Origin of the sequence: Streptomyces sp. NRRL F-5727 (assembly GCF_000719555.1) — a bacterium.
In the GTDB taxonomy this organism is placed as follows: Bacteria; Actinomycetota; Actinomycetes; order Streptomycetales; family Streptomycetaceae; genus Streptomyces.
Window position 1 is genome coordinate 53,841 of the sequence record NZ_JOGX01000008.1, and the last position, 17,259, is coordinate 71,099.

The 17,259-nt window shown below is 73.5% G+C and carries 15 protein-coding genes and 1 pseudogene; 10 read left to right on the plus strand and 6 right to left on the minus strand.

All coding sequences use genetic code 11. The features are described from left to right. The 5 genes from IF73_RS0108645 to IF73_RS0108665 all read left to right on the plus strand — a co-directional run bounded on the left by IF73_RS0108645 (position 1) and on the right by IF73_RS0108665 (position 5,137). Entirely contained in the window at positions 1–1,341 is a 1,341-nt protein-coding gene (locus tag IF73_RS0108645) for a sulfate adenylyltransferase subunit 1 (protein ID WP_031005226.1), read from the plus strand. A gap of 205 nt (positions 1,342–1,546) precedes the next feature. Then, on the plus strand, positions 1,547–2,665 hold the full coding sequence (locus IF73_RS0108650) for an aliphatic sulfonate ABC transporter substrate-binding protein (RefSeq protein WP_031005228.1): 1,119 nt from the start codon (positions 1,547–1,549) through the stop codon (positions 2,663–2,665). A gap of 34 nt (positions 2,666–2,699) precedes the next feature. Then, the gene (locus IF73_RS0108655; protein ID WP_031005230.1) at positions 2,700–3,494 is read left to right on the plus strand and encodes an ABC transporter ATP-binding protein; all 795 of its coding nucleotides are present in this window, start codon (positions 2,700–2,702) and stop codon (positions 3,492–3,494) included. Continuing rightward, positions 3,481–4,368 (plus strand): ABC transporter permease, encoded by an 888-nt coding sequence (locus IF73_RS0108660; RefSeq protein WP_031005232.1) that lies wholly within the window; start codon positions 3,481–3,483, stop codon positions 4,366–4,368. Before IF73_RS0108655 ends, IF73_RS0108660 begins: the two co-directional genes overlap by 14 nt. A 10-nt stretch (positions 4,369–4,378) precedes the next feature. Further along, complete coding sequence (locus IF73_RS0108665) at positions 4,379–5,137, plus strand: sirohydrochlorin chelatase (protein WP_031005234.1); 759 nt, start codon at positions 4,379–4,381, stop codon at positions 5,135–5,137. Between the two features lie 3 nt (positions 5,138–5,140). Here the strand turns inward: IF73_RS0108665 and IF73_RS0108670 are convergent, their stop codons facing one another. Continuing rightward, a complete protein-coding gene (locus IF73_RS0108670; RefSeq protein WP_031005236.1) occupies positions 5,141–5,695 on the minus strand; it encodes a DUF1697 domain-containing protein in 555 nt (184 codons plus the stop codon). 196 nt (positions 5,696–5,891) lie between these two features. On the opposite strand from IF73_RS0108670, the gene IF73_RS0108675 reads away from it, so the two are divergent. Together IF73_RS0108675 and IF73_RS0108680 are read left to right on the plus strand one after the other, a co-directional pair. Further along, positions 5,892–6,749, plus strand: a complete 858-nt coding sequence (locus tag IF73_RS0108675; RefSeq protein WP_031005238.1) for a phosphotransferase enzyme family protein — start codon at positions 5,892–5,894, stop codon at positions 6,747–6,749. Positions 6,750–6,802: 53 nt separating this feature from the next. Next, positions 6,803–7,633: an alpha/beta fold hydrolase gene (locus tag IF73_RS0108680; RefSeq protein ID WP_031005240.1), complete on the plus strand. Its 831-nt coding sequence runs from the start codon at positions 6,803–6,805 to the stop codon at positions 7,631–7,633. On the opposite strand, the gene IF73_RS0108685 is transcribed toward IF73_RS0108680, so the two are convergent. The 3 genes and pseudogenes from IF73_RS0108685 to IF73_RS41925 form a co-directional block, all read right to left on the minus strand. After that, on the minus strand, positions 7,617–8,348 hold the full coding sequence (locus tag IF73_RS0108685) for a 3'-5' exonuclease (protein ID WP_031005242.1): 732 nt from the start codon (positions 8,346–8,348) through the stop codon (positions 7,617–7,619). The genes IF73_RS0108680 and IF73_RS0108685 overlap by 17 nt on opposite strands. Positions 8,349–8,435: 87 nt before the next feature. After that, complete coding sequence (locus tag IF73_RS0108690; RefSeq protein ID WP_031005245.1) at positions 8,436–9,719, minus strand: SAV2148 family HEPN domain-containing protein; 1,284 nt, start codon at positions 9,717–9,719, stop codon at positions 8,436–8,438. A 131-nt stretch (positions 9,720–9,850) separates the two neighbouring features. Further along, positions 9,851–10,051 (minus strand): annotated as a pseudogene (locus IF73_RS41925) (copper amine oxidase); the annotation flags it as partial. Between the two features lie 419 nt (positions 10,052–10,470). Here IF73_RS41925 and glgX point away from each other — a divergent pair. The 3 genes from glgX to IF73_RS0108705 all read left to right on the plus strand — a co-directional run bounded on the left by glgX (position 10,471) and on the right by IF73_RS0108705 (position 15,491). Further along, the gene (glgX, locus tag IF73_RS0108695) at positions 10,471–12,591 is read left to right on the plus strand and encodes a glycogen debranching protein GlgX (protein ID WP_031005247.1); all 2,121 of its coding nucleotides are present in this window, start codon (positions 10,471–10,473) and stop codon (positions 12,589–12,591) included. Between the two features lie 290 nt (positions 12,592–12,881). After that, positions 12,882–15,233 carry a malto-oligosyltrehalose synthase gene (treY, locus tag IF73_RS0108700; RefSeq protein ID WP_031005249.1) on the plus strand — a complete coding sequence of 784 codons (2,352 nt, stop codon included), beginning with the start codon at positions 12,882–12,884 and terminating at the stop codon, positions 15,231–15,233. Positions 15,234–15,272: 39 nt separating this feature from the next. Continuing rightward, a complete protein-coding gene (locus IF73_RS0108705) occupies positions 15,273–15,491 on the plus strand; it encodes a hypothetical protein (RefSeq protein ID WP_031005251.1) in 219 nt (72 codons plus the stop codon). A 40-nt stretch (positions 15,492–15,531) separates the two neighbouring features. Here IF73_RS0108705 and IF73_RS0108710 read toward each other — a convergent pair whose 3' ends face one another. Together IF73_RS0108710 and IF73_RS0108715 are read right to left on the minus strand one after the other, a co-directional pair. After that, a complete protein-coding gene (locus IF73_RS0108710) occupies positions 15,532–16,035 on the minus strand; it encodes a hypothetical protein (protein ID WP_031005253.1) in 504 nt (167 codons plus the stop codon). 90 nt (positions 16,036–16,125) lie between these two features. Beyond that, positions 16,126–17,184 carry a cytochrome P450 gene (locus IF73_RS0108715; RefSeq protein ID WP_031005255.1) on the minus strand — a complete coding sequence of 353 codons (1,059 nt, stop codon included), beginning with the start codon at positions 17,182–17,184 and terminating at the stop codon, positions 16,126–16,128. Positions 17,185–17,259: the final 75 nt, after the last annotated feature.

Below are 17,259 nucleotides of genomic sequence, written 5' to 3' on the forward strand. Positions count from 1 at the left end.
ATGAGCACGTCCACCGAGCAGTTCGCCGACGTCTCGGCCACCACCCTGCTGCGCTTCGCCACCGCCGGCTCCGTCGACGACGGCAAGTCCACCCTCGTCGGCCGGCTGCTGCACGACTCCAAGTCGGTCCTCACCGACCAGCTGGAGGCCGTCGAGGCCGCGTCGATCCAGCGCGGCCAGGACGCCCCCGACCTGGCGCTGCTGACCGACGGCCTGCGGGCCGAGCGCGAGCAGGGCATCACCATCGACGTGGCGTACCGCTACTTCGCCACCGCCCGCCGCCGGTTCATCCTCGCCGACACCCCCGGGCACGTGCAGTACACCCGGAACATGGTCACCGGCGCCTCCACGGCCGAGCTGGCCGTGGTCCTGGTCGACGCCCGCAACGGCGTCGTCGAGCAGACCCGCCGGCACGCCGCCGTCGCCGCGCTGCTCCGCGTCCCGCACGTGGTGCTCGCCGTGAACAAGATGGACCTCGTCGACTACGCCGAGCCCGTCTTCGCCGCGATCGCCGAGGAGTTCACGACGTACGCCTCCGAGCTCGGCGTCCCGGAGATCACCGCGATCCCGATCTCGGCGCTCGCCGGCGACAACGTGGTGGAGCCGTCCGCGAACATGGACTGGTACGGCGGCCCGACCGTCCTGGAACACCTGGAGACCGTCCCGGTCAGCCACGACCTGACGGCCTGCCACGCCCGCTTCCCGGTCCAGTACGTGATCCGCCCGCAGACCGCCGAGCACCCCGACTACCGCGGCTACGCGGGCCAGATCGCGGCCGGCGCCTTCCGGGTCGGCGAGGAGATCACCGTCCTGCCGTCGGGGAGGACGTCGACGATCACCGCGATCGACGCGCTGGGCGAGCCGGTGGACATCGCCTGGGCCCCGCAGTCGGTGACGATCCGGCTCGCCGACGACATCGACATCTCGCGCGGCGACCTGCTCGCCCCGAGCGGCGACGCCCCGGCCACCAGCCAGGACGTCGAGGCGACCGTCTGCCACGTCGCCGACCAGCCGCTCACCGTCGGCCAGCGGGTGCTGCTCAAGCACACCACCCGCACGGTCAAGGCGATCGTCAAGGAGATCCCGTCCCGGCTCACCCTGGACGACCTCTCCCAGCACCCGGAGCCCGGGCAGCTCGTCGCCAACGACATCGGCCGGGTGAAGGTCCGCACCGCCGAGCCGCTGGCGCTCGACGCGTACGCGGACTCCCGCCGCACCGGCTCCTTCCTGCTGATCGACCCGGCCGACGGCACCACGCTCGCGGCCGGCATGGCGGGCGAGTCCTTCGCCTCCGCCAAGGCCGTCGCGGCCGCCGACGACGAGGACGGGTGGGACTTCTGACATGACACAGGACTTCTTCGGGACCTTCGCGAAGGAAGGCGGCCGGGTCGGCTCCGGCGCCCTCGGCGCGGGCAGAGGAGGCGTCGCGCGATGTGCGTGCTGACCTCGGCGCACCGCGCGAGCGGTGCGACACGGCTCCACCCGTTCCACCCCGAACGACATCGACACAGACTTCGAAGACCCTGAAACGAGGGGAACACCTCCCGTGCCTGCCACCACCCGTACCACCCTGCGCCGTAGCCTCGCCGCCACCGCCGCCCTGCCTCTGCTGATCGGCGCGCTGGCCTCCTGCGGCTACGGCTCCGAGGCGAAGAAGGACGAGTCCGAGAAGGCGCCCGTCGCGGCCGACGCCAAGAAGCTCTCCGCCTCCGAGGTCCGGATCGGCTACTTCCCCAACCTCACGCACGCCACCGCGCTGATCGGCGTCAAGGACGGCCTGATCCAGAAGGAGCTGGGCGGCACGGTCCTCAAGCCCCAGACCTTCAACGCCGGCCCGTCCGAGATCGAGGCGCTCAACGGCGGCTCCCTCGACATCGGCTTCATCGGCCCCTCGCCCTCCATCAACGCCTACGTCAAGTCCAAGGGCAAGAACCTGCGGATCATCTCCGGCTCCGCCTCCGGCGGCGTGAAGCTGGTCGTGAACCCGGAGAAGATCAAGACCCTGGACGACATCAAAGGCAAGCGCATCGCCACCCCGCAGAAGGGGAACACGCAGGACGTCGCGCTGCTCAACTGGATCTCCGAGAAGGGCTGGAAGGTCGACCCGGAGTCCGGCAAGGGTGACGTCTCCGTCGTCCGCACGGACAACAAGGTCACCCCGGACGCCTACAAGTCCGGTTCCATCGACGGTGCCTGGGTGCCCGAGCCGACCGCCTCCAAGCTGGTCTCGCAGGGCGCGTCCGTGCTCCTCGACGAGACCTCCCTGTGGCCCGACAAGAAGTTCGTGATCACGAACATCATCGTGTCGCAGAAGTTCCTCTCGGAGCACCCGGACGTGGTGGAGGCCGTGCTGCGGGGCACGGTGAAGACCAACGCGTGGATCAACGCCAACCCGGACAAGGCCAAGGAATCCGCCAACGCCGCACTGGAGGCGGAGACGGGCAAGGCGCTCGCCGCCAAGGTCATCGACCCGGCGTGGCCGAGCATCGCGATCACGAACGACCCGCTGGCCGCCACGCTGAAGACCCAGTCCGAGTGGGCGGTCAAGGCACAGCTCATCAAGCAGCCCGACCTGGCCGGCATCTACGACCTGAAGCTCCTCAACAAGGTGCTGAAGGCCGAGGGGCAGCCCGAGGTCTCCGACGCCGGCCTCGGCGTCAAGTAAGCAGTCCGCAGCTGATACCCAGGAGGTGACGACCATGGCCACGACGTTCGCCAAGGCTGCCGAGGGCACCGTAGCGGAGCACACGCACGCCGCCCGGATCGAGCACGTCTCGAAGTCCTTCTCCGGCCCGGCCGGTGCCCAGCTCGTCCTGGACGACGTCAGTCTCGACGTCGCGCCCGGCGAGTTCGTCACCATCCTGGGGGCCTCGGGGTGTGGCAAGTCCACGCTGCTGAACCTGGTCGCCGGACTGGACCGGCCGACCCAGGGGTCCATCGCGACCCCGGGCGGCCGGCCCGCCCTGATGTTCCAGGAGCACGCCCTCTTCCCGTGGCTGACCGCGGGCAAGAACATCGAACTGGCCCTGCGGCTGCGCGGGATGCCGCGGGCCCTGCGCAAGGCGGAGGCCGAGCGGCTGCTCGAACTCGTCCGGCTCGGCGGCGCGTACGGCAAGCGGGTGCACGAGCTGTCCGGCGGCATGCGGCAGCGCGTGGCGCTGGCCCGGGCGCTGGCCCAGGACGGCCGGCTGCTGCTGATGGACGAGCCGTTCGCGGCGCTCGACGCCATCACCCGCGACGTGCTGCACGGCGAGCTCACCCGCATCTGGGAGGAGACGAACCTCTCGGTCCTCTTCGTCACCCACAACGTGCGCGAGGCCGTCCGGCTCGCCCAGCGGGTGGTCCTGCTCTCCTCCCGGCCCGGCCGGGTGGCCAAGGAGTGGACCGTGGACATCCCGCAGCCGCGTCGCATCGAGGACGCGGACGTGGCCGAGCTGTCCCTTGAGATCACTGAACACCTGCGTGGGGAGATCCGCCGCCATGGCCAGCACTGACACCGCCCCGAAGGGCAGGACGGACGACCTCGCCGGTCTGGAGGCCGGGCTCGACGCGCTCGACGCGGTCGAGATCCGCCGTACGCCGGTCCGCGAGGTCCTGGTCAAGAAGGTCCTCCCGCCCACCCTCGCCGTCGCCCTCGTCCTGGTCGTCTGGCAGGTCCTGGTCTCCGCGAAGATCACCGACGAGACCAAGCTGCCCGCGCCGTCCGCGGTCTGGGACGGTCTGACCGACATGTGGCTCCAGGGCACCCTGCTCGAAGTGATCTGGACCAGCGTCTCCCGCGGTCTGGCCGGCTTCCTGCTCGCCCTCGCCATCGGCACCCCGCTGGGTCTGCTGGTGGCCCGGGTGAAGTTCGTGCGCGCCGCGATCGGCCCGATCCTGTCCGGTCTCCAGTCGCTGCCGTCGGTGGCGTGGGTGCCGCCGGCCGTGCTCTGGTTCGGCCTGAACGACGCCATGATGTACACGGTGATCCTGCTCGGCGCCGTCCCGTCCATCGCCAACGGCCTGGTCTCCGGCGTGGACCAGGTGCCGCCGCTCTTCCTGCGGGCCGGCCGCACCCTCGGGGCCACCGGCCTCAAGGGCACCTGGCACGTGGTGCTCCCGGCCGCGCTGCCGGGGTACCTGGCCGGCCTGAAGCAGGGCTGGGCCTTCTCCTGGCGCTCGCTGATGGCGGCGGAGATCATCGCCTCCTCCCCCGACCTGGGCCTCGGCCTGGGCCAGCTCCTGGAGAACGGCCGCAACAACATCGACCTGCCGGGCGTCTTCCTGGCGATCCTGCTGATCCTGGTCGTCGGCATCGCCATCGACCTGCTCATCTTCAGCCCGCTGGAGCGCTGGGTGCTCCGCAGCCGCGGCCTCCTGGTGAAGTGAGCGACCGCCCATGACCCGCCCTGTCCTCCTCGTCATCGCCCACGGCAGCCGCGATCCGCGGCACGCGGCGACCGTCCAGGCGCTGGTGCGCCGGGCCGGCGCGCTGCGGCCGGGGCTGCGGGTGGAGACCGCGTTCCTGGACTTCAACCTGCCGTCGCCGGCGGGCGTCCTGGACCGGCTCGCCGCCGAGGGGGTACGGGACGTGGTGGCGCTGCCGCTGCTGCTGACCCGGGCCTTCCACGCCAAGGCCGACATCCCGGCCGTGCTGCGCCGGGCCCCGGCCGGGCTGCGGATCCGGCAGGCGGAGGTCCTCGGCCCGTCCCCGCTGCTCCTCGCGACGGTGGAACGGCGCCTGTACGAGGCCGGGCTGACGCCCGGCGACCAGAGCACCACCGGGGTCGTGCTGGCCTCGGCGGGCTCCACCGACCCGGAGGCGATCGCGGCGATCGCAGAAACGGCGCGGGAGCTGCGGCGCACCGGTTGGTGCTCCGTGCGACCCGCGTTCGCCTCCGCTGTGCAGGCCGGGGGTCTTCCCCGCACCGAGGACGCGGTACGGGCGCTGCGCGCCGAACCGGGCGTCCGCCGGGTGGCGGTGGCCCCGTACGTGATCGCGCCGGGCCGGCTGCCGGACCGGATCGCGGCCGGCGCGGCCGGGGCCGACGTCCTGGCCGAGGTCCTCGGCCCCTCCCCCGAACTGGCCCGGCTCCTCGTGGAGCGGTACGCGGAGGCGGTCCGCGCCCCGGAGCGGGTGGCGGTAGCGGCCGGCTGAGGGCTACCCCTCGGCGGTCATCTCGACCAGCTTGCGGACCGTGTTCCAGTTGCGCGCGGTCGCCACGACTCCCTTGTTGAGGGACGGGCGCAGCAGGGTCTCGGCGAGCTTGGAGCGGCCGAGGCCGTCGGGGGTGTGGAGGTACAGCACGCGGTCGCCGAGGGCGAAGGACTCGGGCGCGAAGGACTCCGCGTCGACCGAGGCGAAGCGGTCCGGGGTGACCGGCGCGGAGTAGTACACGGCGTGCAGCTGCTTCCCCTCCAGCTCGTCGGCGGGGAACGGGCAGGCGTCGGCGACGGCCGCGAGGTAGGCGCCGTCGCGGACCAGGCAGTCGCAGCGGAAGCCGAAGCGTCGCTCGATCGCCTCCTCGATCGCGGCCGCGAGCGTGTCCCCGGTGGTGTCCGCGTCGGTGGTGAAGACCGCGTTCCCGCTCTGGAGGTAGGTCCGCACGCCGGTGTGGCCGAGCTCTTCGAGGAGGGCGCGCAGTTCGGCCATGGGGAGCTTGCGGTGGCCGCTCACGTTGATGCCGCGGAGGAGGAGCGCGTACGTCGTCGTCATGCGGTCAGCGTAGAAGGCCACCGCGCCTCGTGGGGGGTGGCGCGGTGGCTGGTCCGAACCCTTCCCGATGGACGGCGGCCGGGGGAAGACCCTTCACTCATCTGTGACTTATTGAACAAGGTTTCGTAATGACGGGTGCCGCTGCCAGGGATGGGAGACTGCTCGCGCACACGTACCACCGGGTAGGGAGAGAGTGATGGACGAGGCGAGGGCCCGGGAGATCCTGGCCGCGGCGGGGCTGCCGGCCGGCGGGGCACGACTCCTCGCGCTGGGGGAGAACGCGGTCTTCGCCGTGGACGGTCTGGTCGTCAAGGTGGGCCGGTCCGCCGAGCTGTTCGAGCGGGCGGAGCGGGAGGTCGCGCTGGCCGACTGGCTCGCCGGGGCCGGGGTGCCGGCGGTGCGGGCCGCGGAGCGGAAGCCGCGGCTGGTCGAGGGCCATCCGCTGACCTTCTGGCATCCGCTGCCGGAGGCCGTCCGCCCGGCCGAGCCGCGGGACCTGGCGCCCCTCCTCGCCGCCGTGCACGCGCTGCCCGAGCCGGCCGGACTCACCCTGCCCCGGCGTGAGCTGCTGGGCGGCGTGGAGCGCTGGCTGCGGCTGGCCGGGGACGCGATCGACCCGGCGGACGCGGCCTTCCTGCGGGAGCGCCGGGACTCCTTCGCGCCGGCGGCCGCCGCGCTCACCCCGCACCTGCCCCCCGGCCCGATCCACGGCGACGCCCTGCCCCGGAACGTCCAGGTGGGCCCGGACGGGCCGGTCCTGATGGACCTGGAGACCTTCTCCTCCGACCTGCGCGAGCACGACCTGGTGGTGCTCGCGCTCTCCCGGGACCGGTACGGCCTGGACCCGGCGGCCTACGACGCCTTCACCGAGGCGTACGGCTGGGACGTGCGGGAGTGGGAGGGGTGCGCGGTGCTGCGCGGGGCGCGGGAGACCGCGAGCTGCGCCTGGGTGGCCCAGCACGCGCCGCACAACCCGAAGGCGCTGGCCGAGTTCGAGCGGCGGGTGGCCTCGCTGCGGGACGGCGATCCCGAGGTCCGCTGGTATCCGTTCTGACCGGGCTGACATCATGATCCCGTCGAACCGACCGAGGGGAACGGGGTGTTGAGATGCGGGTCGAGCTGACCGAGGTGACTCTGGACGTCGAGACGAGCGGCGAGGGACCGGTGGTCCTGCTGCTCCACGGCTTCCCCGACAGTCACGCGCTGTGGCGCCATCAGGTCCCGGCGCTGAACGCGGCCGGCTTCCGGACGGTCGCGCCGACCCTGCGCGGCTTCGGCGGCTCGGACCGTCCGGAGGGCGGCCACGAGGCGTACCACCCGGCGAAGCACGTCGGGGACATGCTGGAGCTGCTGGCCCGGCTGGAGGTGGACCGCTTCCATGTGGTGGGCCACGACTGGGGGTCGGGGGTCGCCCAGGGGCTCGCGTCGGTGGTGCCGGACCGGGTGCGGAGCCTGAGCCTGCTCTCGGTGGGGCACATCGGGGCGATCCGGGGTGCGGGCTGGGAGCAGCGGCAGCGCTCCTGGTACATGCTGCTGTTCCAGCTGGCGGGGCTCGCGGAGGACTGGCTCTCCCGGGACGACTACGCCCAGCTGCGCGAGATGCTGGCGGAGCACCCGGACGCGGAGTCCGTGATCGAGCCGCTGCGTGCCCCGGGCGCGCTGACGGCGGCGCTGAACATCTACCGCGCGGGCGTCCCGGCGGAGTCGCTGTTCGGTCCGGAGGGGCCGGTGGCACCGCTGCCGAAGGAGGTCCCGGTGATGGGTGTCTGGTCGACCGGGGACCGGTTCCTCACCGAGCGTTCGATGGCGGGGACGGGCGAGTTCACCGGCGGCCCGTGGCGGTACGAGCGGGTCGAGGAGGCGGGCCACTGGCTCCAGCTGGACCAGCCGGAGACGGTGAGCGAGCTGCTGCTCTCCTTCCTCAAGGAGCAGGGCTGACGGTCACCGGTTCGCCGCGCAGCGGCCACACCGGGTCGACGACCGCGTCCGGGTCGCCCTTGCGCCGCAGGAAGTCCTGGAAGTTCTCGGCCCAGGCGCGGTACCAGCCGATCTGCCGCTCGTGCAGTTCGGCCGGGTCGAGGGCGGCCACCTGCGGATGCCGGGCGGCTATCGCGAGGGCGACGCGGACGGCGGCGAGCGCGTCGGCGGACGCCTGGTGGGCGCTGGTGAGCTCGACGCCGTACTCGCCGCAGACCGCTTCCAGGGTCCGCTTGCCGCGCCGGTAGCGGTCGACGGCCCGGTCGATGGTGTACGGGTCGAGGACGGGCCCGATGCCGGCGCCGCCCCTCCGCTCGGCGAGCGAGGGCAGCCCGTGCCGCCGCAGCTCGGCGGAGAGCAGGGTGAGGTCGAAGGAGGCGTTGTAGGCGACGACGGGGACGCCCTGGGCCCAGTAGCCGGTCAGGGTGTCGGCGACCTCGTCGGCGACCTCGCGGACCGGGCGGCCCTCGGCGGCGGCCCGCTCGCTGCTGATGCCGTGGATGGCGGACGCCTGCTCGGGGATGCGGACACCGGGGTCGGCGAGCCAGTCCCGCTGCCGGACCACCGCTCCGCGGTGGACGCCGACGATCGACGCGGTGACGATGCGGGATTCGAGCGGGTCCGTCCCCGTCGTCTCCAGGTCGAAGCCGACCAGTGGTTCCCCATGCCAGGCCATCGGGTCCTCCTAACGTGATCTCCCCCGTGGTGCTCACACCCTCGCACGCGCCTCTGACAACGCGGCCGGAGGGGCGGGGCTCCGGGGTCAGGAAACGGGCCGGGAGTCCAGCCAGACGGACTCGAACTCCTCCCGGTAGGTCTCGAAGAGACCGTGGTCCGCGTCACGTCCGGGGCCGTCGGGGCGGACGACGGTCCGGCCGCCGCCGCGCAGCACGAGGACGGGGGCCTCCATGCCGCGGGCCCTGCGGAGGTAGGACTGGACGACGCCGACCCCGTCGGGGCCGTCGCCGTCGACGAGGTAGGCGGTGAAGCGGGGGGTCTCGTCGAAGACGTGGATCTGGAAGGCGTCGGGGTCGCGGAGCTTGGAGCGGACCCGGCGCATGTGCAGGATGTTCATCTCGACGGACCGGCTCAGCTCGCCCTTCCTGATGCCGAGCTCCCGCTCGCGGCGCTTGACGGCGCTGCTGGCGGGGTTGAGGAAGAGGAGCCGTATCCGGCAGCCGGACTCGGCGAGGCGGACCATGCGGCGGCCGGAGAAGTTCTGCACGAGCAGATTGAGACCTATGCCGGTGGCGTCGAGGCGGCGGGCGCCGCCGAAGAGGTCCTCGGCGGGGAGCTGGCGCTGGAGCCGGACGCGGTCGGGGTGGACGGAGACGACGTCGGCGTACCGGTCGCCGACGAGGTCCTCGACGGCGTCGACGGGCAGCCGGTCGGCGGAGGGGGCGCCGGCGCCGCTGCCGAGGATCTCCAGGATGCGGGCGGAGGCCCGTTCGGCCTGGGCGAGGACGGTGGGTGAGAGGGCCCGGTTGCGGGAGACGACGTTCCGGGTCACCTCCAGTTCGTCGAGGGCGAGTTCGACCTCGCGCCGGTCGTCGAAGTAGGGCTCGAAGCAGGGCCAGTGCTGCACCATCAGCTCGCGGAGCTGGGGCAGGGTGAGGAAGGAGAGGACGTTGTCGTCGGCGGGGTCGAGGAGGTAGCCCTTGCGGCGGGAGACCTCGCGGACGGCGACGGCCCGGCGGACCCATTCCTGGCCGGCCGGGCCGGCGGCGGCGACGACCCACTCGTCGCCGTGGACGGGTTCGTAGACCGGCCGGAGGACGGCGGCGACGACGGCCCGCATCCGCTGTTCGACGAGATTGAGCCAGATGTAGGCGCGGCCGGCGCGCTGGGCGCGGGTGCGGACCTCGCTCCACGCCTCGGCGCCCCAGTCGAGTTCGGCGCCGATCTCCACCGGGCGGACCACGGGGACCGCGCCGGGGGTGACGGTGCCCGGGGGGAGGATCACCGTGGGCGGCGCCTCTCCAGGGTCGGCCGGTCCCCCCTCGTGACCCGCGTCACCTGGGGGCAGCTCAAGACCTCCCGAGCTCACCCGCGCACCGCCTTCTGCTCTGGACGCGCCCGTCCCGATTCTTCCGACAAGATCAAGGAAGGGTACTCCGGGAGCGGGAGGCGGTGCAGCAGGATCGTCCGGCCGCTTGCCCAACTCGGCGTCGTCGGCCGTCCGTTCCGGGGGGCGAGATCGGGCGGAGTGAGGGGATTCATAGCGGTTGCGTCCCCGGGCGCGGGCTGGACGCCCTGCCGGTGGACGGGCATGGGCCGCCGGTCCTCGTCCCGGGCGACCGGGTGGAACCCGAAGTTGACCCATGCGGCCGGTTTGCTCGGAGTCTCCCCGTTGACCCATTTGTCCACGCCGTCAGCGGCGTTGGCGACGTTGGCCGGCGTTCGCCGAAGCGGACCCCGGGCGCCGCGGACCCTCCCGGCCGGGGACGGGGCGGGCGAGTCCGGCGCCGGTGCCGCGGTCGCCCTCGGCGGGGTCGCCCGTCGGCGCCGTCGGCGCCCTGCGGGGTGTCCGTCCCGCCGGCGGTGCGGGACGCGCCGGGCGCCCCGCGGGGAGGGGCGACACGCCCGCGGCGGCGGCCCCCGTCACCGCGGTGGCCGCTCCGGCCATCTCCTTCCCCAGGTGGCGGCGCGCTATTTCGTACACATTTCCCCCTCTATCCCCCGCTTGGCCCGCGGTCACCCGACAGGACGGGCGAGTTCCTGGGAGGTTGCGCCTCTTTCGGGCAGGATCTGGCCGAAGAGCACGCATGAACCCGGACAGAAGAGGAAGATTCGTATCCATGCAGGTCTGGCCGGGACAGGCGTACCCCTTGGGCGCCACCTATGACGGAGCGGGCACCAACTTCGCGGTCTTCTCGGAGGCGGCGCACCGCGTCGAGCTGTGTCTCATCGACGACGACGGCACGGAGACGTCCGTCGAACTGCGCGAGACGGACGCCTTCGTCCGGCACGCGTACCTGCCGGGCGTGATGCCCGGCCAGCGGTACGGCTTCCGGGTGCACGGGCCGTACGCGCCGGAGCGCGGGCTGCGCTGCAACCCGGCGAAGCTCCTCCTCGACCCGTACGCGCGGGCGATGTCGGGCTCGGTCGACTGGGGCGAGGCGGTGTACGGCTACCCCTTCGGGCGGCCCGACGCGCGCAACGACCTGGACTCGGCCGGGCGGACGATGACCTCGGTGGTGGTCAACCCGTACTTCGACTGGGGCGACGACCGGCGGCCGCGCACCGAGTACCACCACACGGTGATCTACGAGGCCCATGTGAAGGGCCTGACGATGCTCCACCCGGACCTCCCCGAGGAGCTGCGCGGCACGTACGCGGGGCTCGCGCACCCCTCGGTGATCGGCCATCTGAAGGAACTGGGCGTCACGGCCCTGGAGCTGATGCCGGTCCACCAGTTCGTGAACGACCACCGGCTGGTCGACGCCGGCCTCTCGAACTACTGGGGCTACAACACGATCGGCTTCTTCGCCCCGCACAACGCGTACGCCTCCTGGGGCGACCGCGGGCAGCAGGTCCTGGAGTTCAAGTCGGCGGTGCGGGCGCTGCACCAGGCCGGCATCGAGGTCATCCTCGACGTCGTCTACAACCACACGGCCGAGGGCAACCACCTGGGCCCGACGCTCTCCTTCCGGGGCCTGGACAACCCCTCGTACTACCGGCTCGCCGACGATCCCCGGTACTACATGGACACCACCGGCACCGGGAACTCGCTGCTCATGCGGTCCCCGCACGTACTCCAGCTGATCATGGACAGCCTGCGGTACTGGGTGACCGAGATGCACGTGGACGGGTTCCGCTTCGACCTGGCGGCCACCCTGGCCCGCCAGTTCCACGAGGTGGACCGGCTGTCGTCCTTCTTCGACCTGGTGCAGCAGGACCCGGTGGTGAGCCAGGTGAAGCTGATCGCGGAGCCGTGGGACGTCGGCGAGGGCGGCTACCAGGTGGGCAACTTCCCGCCGCTGTGGACCGAGTGGAACGGCAAGTACCGCGACTGCGTGCGGGACCTGTGGCGGGGCGAGCCGCGCACGCTGGCCGAGTTCGCCTCCCGCCTCACCGGCTCCTCCGACCTGTACCAGGACGACGGGCGGCGCCCGCTGGCCTCGGTCAACTTCGTGACCTGCCACGACGGTTTCACGCTGCGGGACCTGGTCTCGTACAACGAGAAGCGCAACGAGGCCAACGGGGAGGGCAACCGGGACGGCGAGAGCTACAACCGGTCCTGGAACTGCGGTCAGGAGGGCGAGACCGACGACGTCGGGATCATCGAGCTGCGGGCCCGGCAGATGCGCAACTTCCTGGCGACGCTGATGCTGTCGCAGGGCGTGCCGATGCTCAGCCACGGCGACGAGTTCGGGCGCACCCAGGGCGGCAACAACAACGCCTACTGCCAGGACAGCGAGATCTCCTGGGTGCGGTGGCCGAAGGAGAACAGCGAGGCGGAGGCGACGCTGCTGCGCTTCACCCGGGCGATGGTGCGGCTCCGCCGCGAGCACCCGGTCTTCCGGCGGCGCCGCTTCTTCCACGGCCGGCCGGTGGAGGGCACCCACGACGAGCTGACCGACATCGCCTGGTTCACGCCGGAGGGCGAGGAGATGACGGCCCGCGACTGGCAGGCGGCGCACGCCCGGGCGCTGACGGTCTTCCTCAACGGCAACGCGATCTCCGAGCCGGGGCCGCAGGGCGAGCGGATCGCCGACGACTCCTTCCTGCTGATGTTCAACGCCTCCTCGCAGGAGCTGGAGTTCGCGGTGCCGGACAGCCACGGGCGGTGCTGGCGGACGGTGGTGGACACCTCCGACCCGGAGGGGATGCCGCCGCAGGAGGGGCCGGAGATCGTGGCGGGCGAGCGGGTCACCCTCGCGCCGCTGAGCCTGACGGTGCTGCGCCGGCCGGCGTGACCGCCGCGGCCCGGAGGAGCGTCGTCACCCGGACGGCGTACGCGGGGCGGGCGGCCGCGTCCGTTCGGCGGCGCCCGTGCGGGTGGTGCTCGGCCTCCGGGCGGCGCCGGTCGCCGCATCTCCGTGTGGGCGGCCGTTCCGCGCGGGGCTGGGGGGACCCCCAGCCCCGGCGGAACGATCGCCCCCGACGAAGCGGCGGTGGCGGACGGCGGCCGGAAGCGGCGCGATGCACCCGAACGGGTGCATCGGGTGATGACACGGAGGCTTCCGTACGGGGTACGTACGTTCGCATGACGTCCCACCGCCACGCGCCCGCCGTCGTGCCCACCGCCACCTACCGGCTCCAGCTCCAGCCCGCGTTCCCGTTCGCCGCCGCCGAACGGGCCGTGCCGCACCTGGCCGGGCTGGGCGTCTCGCATCTGCACCTCTCCCCCGTCCTGGAGGCGGTGCCCGGCTCCGCCCACGGGTACGACGTCACCGACCACCGGTCGGTCCGGGCCGAGCTGGGCGGCGAGGCGGGGCTGCGCTCGCTCGCCGCCACCGCCCGCGCCCACGGCCTCGGCCTGGTGGTGGACCTGGTGCCCAACCACATGGCGGCCTCCCCGCGCCACAACCACGCGCTGCGGGAGGTCCTGCGGCACGGCCCGGACTCGCCGTACGCCCGCTGGTTCGACCTCGACCGGTCGGCCGGCGACGGCGACCGGCTGCTGCTCCCGGTGCTGCCCGCGCGGCTGTCGGAGGTACGGGACCGGCTGCGGGTGGAGGACGGCGTGCTGCGCCTGGACGGGCAGGAGTTCCCGCTCCGCGAGGGCACCGAGGGCCTGCCGCTGGACGAGCTCCTCGCCGCCCAGTGGTACCGGCTCGGCTGGTGGCGGCTGGCCCGCACCGAGCTGGGCTACCGGCGCTTCTTCACCGTGTCGGACCTGATCGGGGTGCGGGTGGAGGACCCGGAGGTGTTCGCGGCGAGCCACGCGAAGATCCTGGAGCTGGTCGCCGACGGGGTGATCGAGGGGCTGCGCATCGACCACCCGGACGGACTCGCGGACCCGCAGGGCTACCTGGAGCGGCTGGCGGAGGCGACCGGCGGCCGGTGCTGGACGGTGGTCGAGAAGATCCTCACCGGCCCCGAGACCCTGCCGGACGCCTGGCCGGTCGCCGGGACCACCGGCTACGACGCCCTGCGGCTGGTCGACGGCGTCCTCACCGACCCGGAGGGTGCCGCCGAACTCACCGACCTGTACCGGGAGTTCGCCGGCCGCTCGGCGGACCGGGGCGGCGAGTGGGAGGCGACCGCCCGGCGCGCCGCGTACGAGGTGGTGCGGCACGACCTGGCGGCCGAGACGGCCGTCCTGACCCGGGCGGCGGCCCGGCTGTGCGCCGCCGATCCGGCGCTCCAGGACCACGCGCCCTGGGCCCTGCGCACCGCGATCGAGGAACTGCTCGTCCGCGTGCCGGTCTACCGGCCCTACCGGACCGGCGCCGAGCGGGTGCTGACCCCCGAGGCGGCCCGGGGCGCGCGGGCCGCGTTCGCGGTGCCGGAGGAGGCCGCGGCCGTGGACACCGTCCGGGGCCTGCTCCTCGGCACCCACGGCGACTCCCCCGGACACCGGGCGTTCCGGGCCCGGTTCGCCCAGACGTCCTCGGCGCTGCGGGCCAAGTCCACCGAGGACACCGCCTTCTACCGGTACGCCCCGCTGCTCTCGGCCAACGAGGTCGGCGGCGATCCGGGCCGGCCTGCCGTCGGCGTCGCGGAGTTCCACGCCGCCTGCGCGCGGCTGGCCCGCGACTGGCCGGCCGGCGGCACGGTCCTCACCACCCACGACACCAAGCGCAGTGCGGACGTGCGGGCGGCGATCGCGGTGCTCGCCCAGTGTCCGGACGTGTGGGCCGGGTTGCTGGCCGAGGTCGCCGGGATCCCGGCGCCGGACCCGCACCTCGCCTGGACGGCCTGGCAGACCGCCTTCGGCTTCGGCACCCCGGACCCGGAGCGGATCGGCCCCGCGGTGCTCAAGGCGGTGCGGGAGGAGGGGCTGCGGACCTCCTGGACCGAGCAGGACCCGGCGTACGAGCGGGCGGTGGCCGACTTCGTCGCCGCCGGGCCCGGTCGCGTACCACTGCGGACGGCGTCCGAGGCGGCGTTCGCGCTGGAGCCGCACATCCGGGCGCACGCGGACGGCGCGGCGCTGGTCCAGCTGACCATGCCGGGCGTGCCGGAGCTGTACCAGCACACCGAGCGGGAGTACCGGGCGCTGGTCGACCCGGACAACCGGGCCCCGTTCGCGCCGGGCCCGGACGACGGGCGGACGGCGCTGGTCCGGGCCGCGCTGCGGCTGCGCCGGGAGCGTCCGGCGGCCTTCGGCCCGGGCGGGACCTATCTGCCGCTGGCGGCCGAGGGCCCGGGGGCCGCGCACTGTCTGGCCTTCGCCCGCTCGGGCGAGGTGGTCACCGCGGTGACCCGGCTCTCGCTGCGGCTCGCGGAGGCGGGCGGCTGGCGGGACACGGAGCTGGTGCTGCCGGACGGGCGGTGGGCCGATGTCCTCGACGGGGTACGGGAGTTCACCGGCGGCCCGGCGAGCGAGCTGAAGCTGGCGGAGCTGTTCGCGGACCGCCCGGTCGCCCTCCTCGCGCGGATCCGGTCCTGACCGCATACTGGCGAGCACGAGCAACAGGGGGGGAAGCCGATGGCGATGGGAATTCTGTTCGGGGTCCTGGGGGGACTCGTCGTGGTGCTGGTGGTGGTGCTGACGCGCCGCGGCAGGTCCACGACGGAGCACGCGGAGGGGCTGCGCATCGAGGAGCGGGCCCGCCTCCAGGCGTCCCAGGACCGCGTCTCGTACAACGCGTGGGCGGTGCACAACGCGCCGCCGAACCAGTCCGACGCCTACCGGCGGCGCGGCTGACGGGAGCGGGGCGGGGGCCCGAGGGCCCCCGCCGGTCGGGTCAGATGCGGCTGGCGCGCGTGACCTCGCACTTGGTGTACTCGGAGCCGTCGCCGGTGCCCGGGTACGGGGTGGTGAGCTCGGCGGTCTCGGAGGCGCCCGCCGCGACGGCGATGCCGGCCTTGAACGCGGTCGCGGAGGTCGCGCCGGCGCCGGTGAACTTCATGGTGACGGAGTAGTCGTAGTCGAGCGCTCCGTCGTTCTTCACCGTGATCCGGGCGGTGAGGTTCTTGGTCGCCGGGTCGTAGGCGCACTTGTCGATGGTGACGTCGCGGGACGCCTTGTCGGCGCTGCCGCCGCCGCCGGGGACGGAGCCGCCGGAGCTGGAGCCGGAGCCGTCGTTGTCGTGGCTGCCGCCGCTGGAGCTGGAGCTGGAGCTGGAGCTGGAGCTGGAGCTCGAACCGCTGCTGCCGTCGCAGCCGGCGCCGTTCGAACCGCGGGCGCCGGTGAGGGCGAAGACGGCGATGCCGAAGACGGCGATCGCGCGGGCATGACGAAGCTTCACTTGATCGTTCCCCGTTGGAAGTCGTGCGTGCGAAAAGGACTCGTTTGACGAGCGCACGTCACCCTAGCAGCGGGGCGGCACCGTGAAGAATCAGCCGTTCGGCAGGACCACCAGCGTGCGCGGGGCCCGGGTGATGAGCCCGGTCTGCGCCGGGCGGAAGCCGTCGGCCAGCCGCAGCCGGGGCATCGCCTGGAAGAGCGCGCGGACCGCGTACTCCGCCTCCAGGCCGGCCAGGATCACCGCCGGGCAGAAGCCGGGGCCGTAGGTGAGCTGGTGCGGGTCGTCGCGGAGCGGGTCGAAGCGGTCCGGCTCGCGGAACCGCTCCGGGTCCCGTCCGGCCGCGCCGATGAGCAGCGCGACCGAGGAGCCGCCGGGCAGCACCCCGCCGCTGACCGGCACGTCCTCGCGGGTGCGCCGGACGGCGATCTGCACCGGCGGGTCGCGGCGCAGCGACTCCGCCCACGCCCGGGCCACCAGGCCCGCCGGGGCGTCGCGCAGGGCGGCGACCTGGTCGGGGTCGGCGAGGACGTTGCCGAGGAAGGAGGCCAGCGCCTTCTCCCGGACCGCGATCTGCCCGCCGCACTCCCCGGCCAGCGCCGTCGCGGCCCGGCCCCGTACCAGCCGCATCATGTCCAGGTACGGGACGCCGACGGCGGCGGCGACGGTGCCGGCCGGCAGCCAGTGGCAGAAGTCGGCCACCAGGTCGGCCCGTTCGCGGCCGGCGATCCGGCGGGCCAGCACGAAGGCGGTGCGTTCCGCCACGGACCGCAGCTCGCCGAGGTCCACGTCGGTGTGGGCCCGGGCGCAGGCCGGGTCGCCGGGCCGGTGGCCGTGGGTGAAGCGGGGGTCGGTGAGGGCGGTGGCCACGTCGGCGTACCGGCTGAGGACCCAGGCCCGCAGCAGCGGGTCGTAGGTGAGCGGGAACTCCTCGCGCAGCCTGCGGTGCACGGGGTGCGGGTCGAGGGCGGCGCCGGGGTCCAGCGGGCTCGGGGCGACGGTCCGCCCGCCGGGCGGCGCGGTCGGGTCGGCCACGGGCCGCACCCGTCCGGGCCCTGCGGCGGCCCGTCCGGCGGGGGCCATGGCGGGCACCCGCTCCCAGGGCCCCTCGCCCGTCCGGCCTTCCGTGTCGCGGCTCGGCTCGTCGCGCATCGTGCCCCCTGTCGTTCGGCCCCCGGCCGGCTCGTACGGTTCGATCGACTCGATCGGCCGGATCGGCTCGACCGG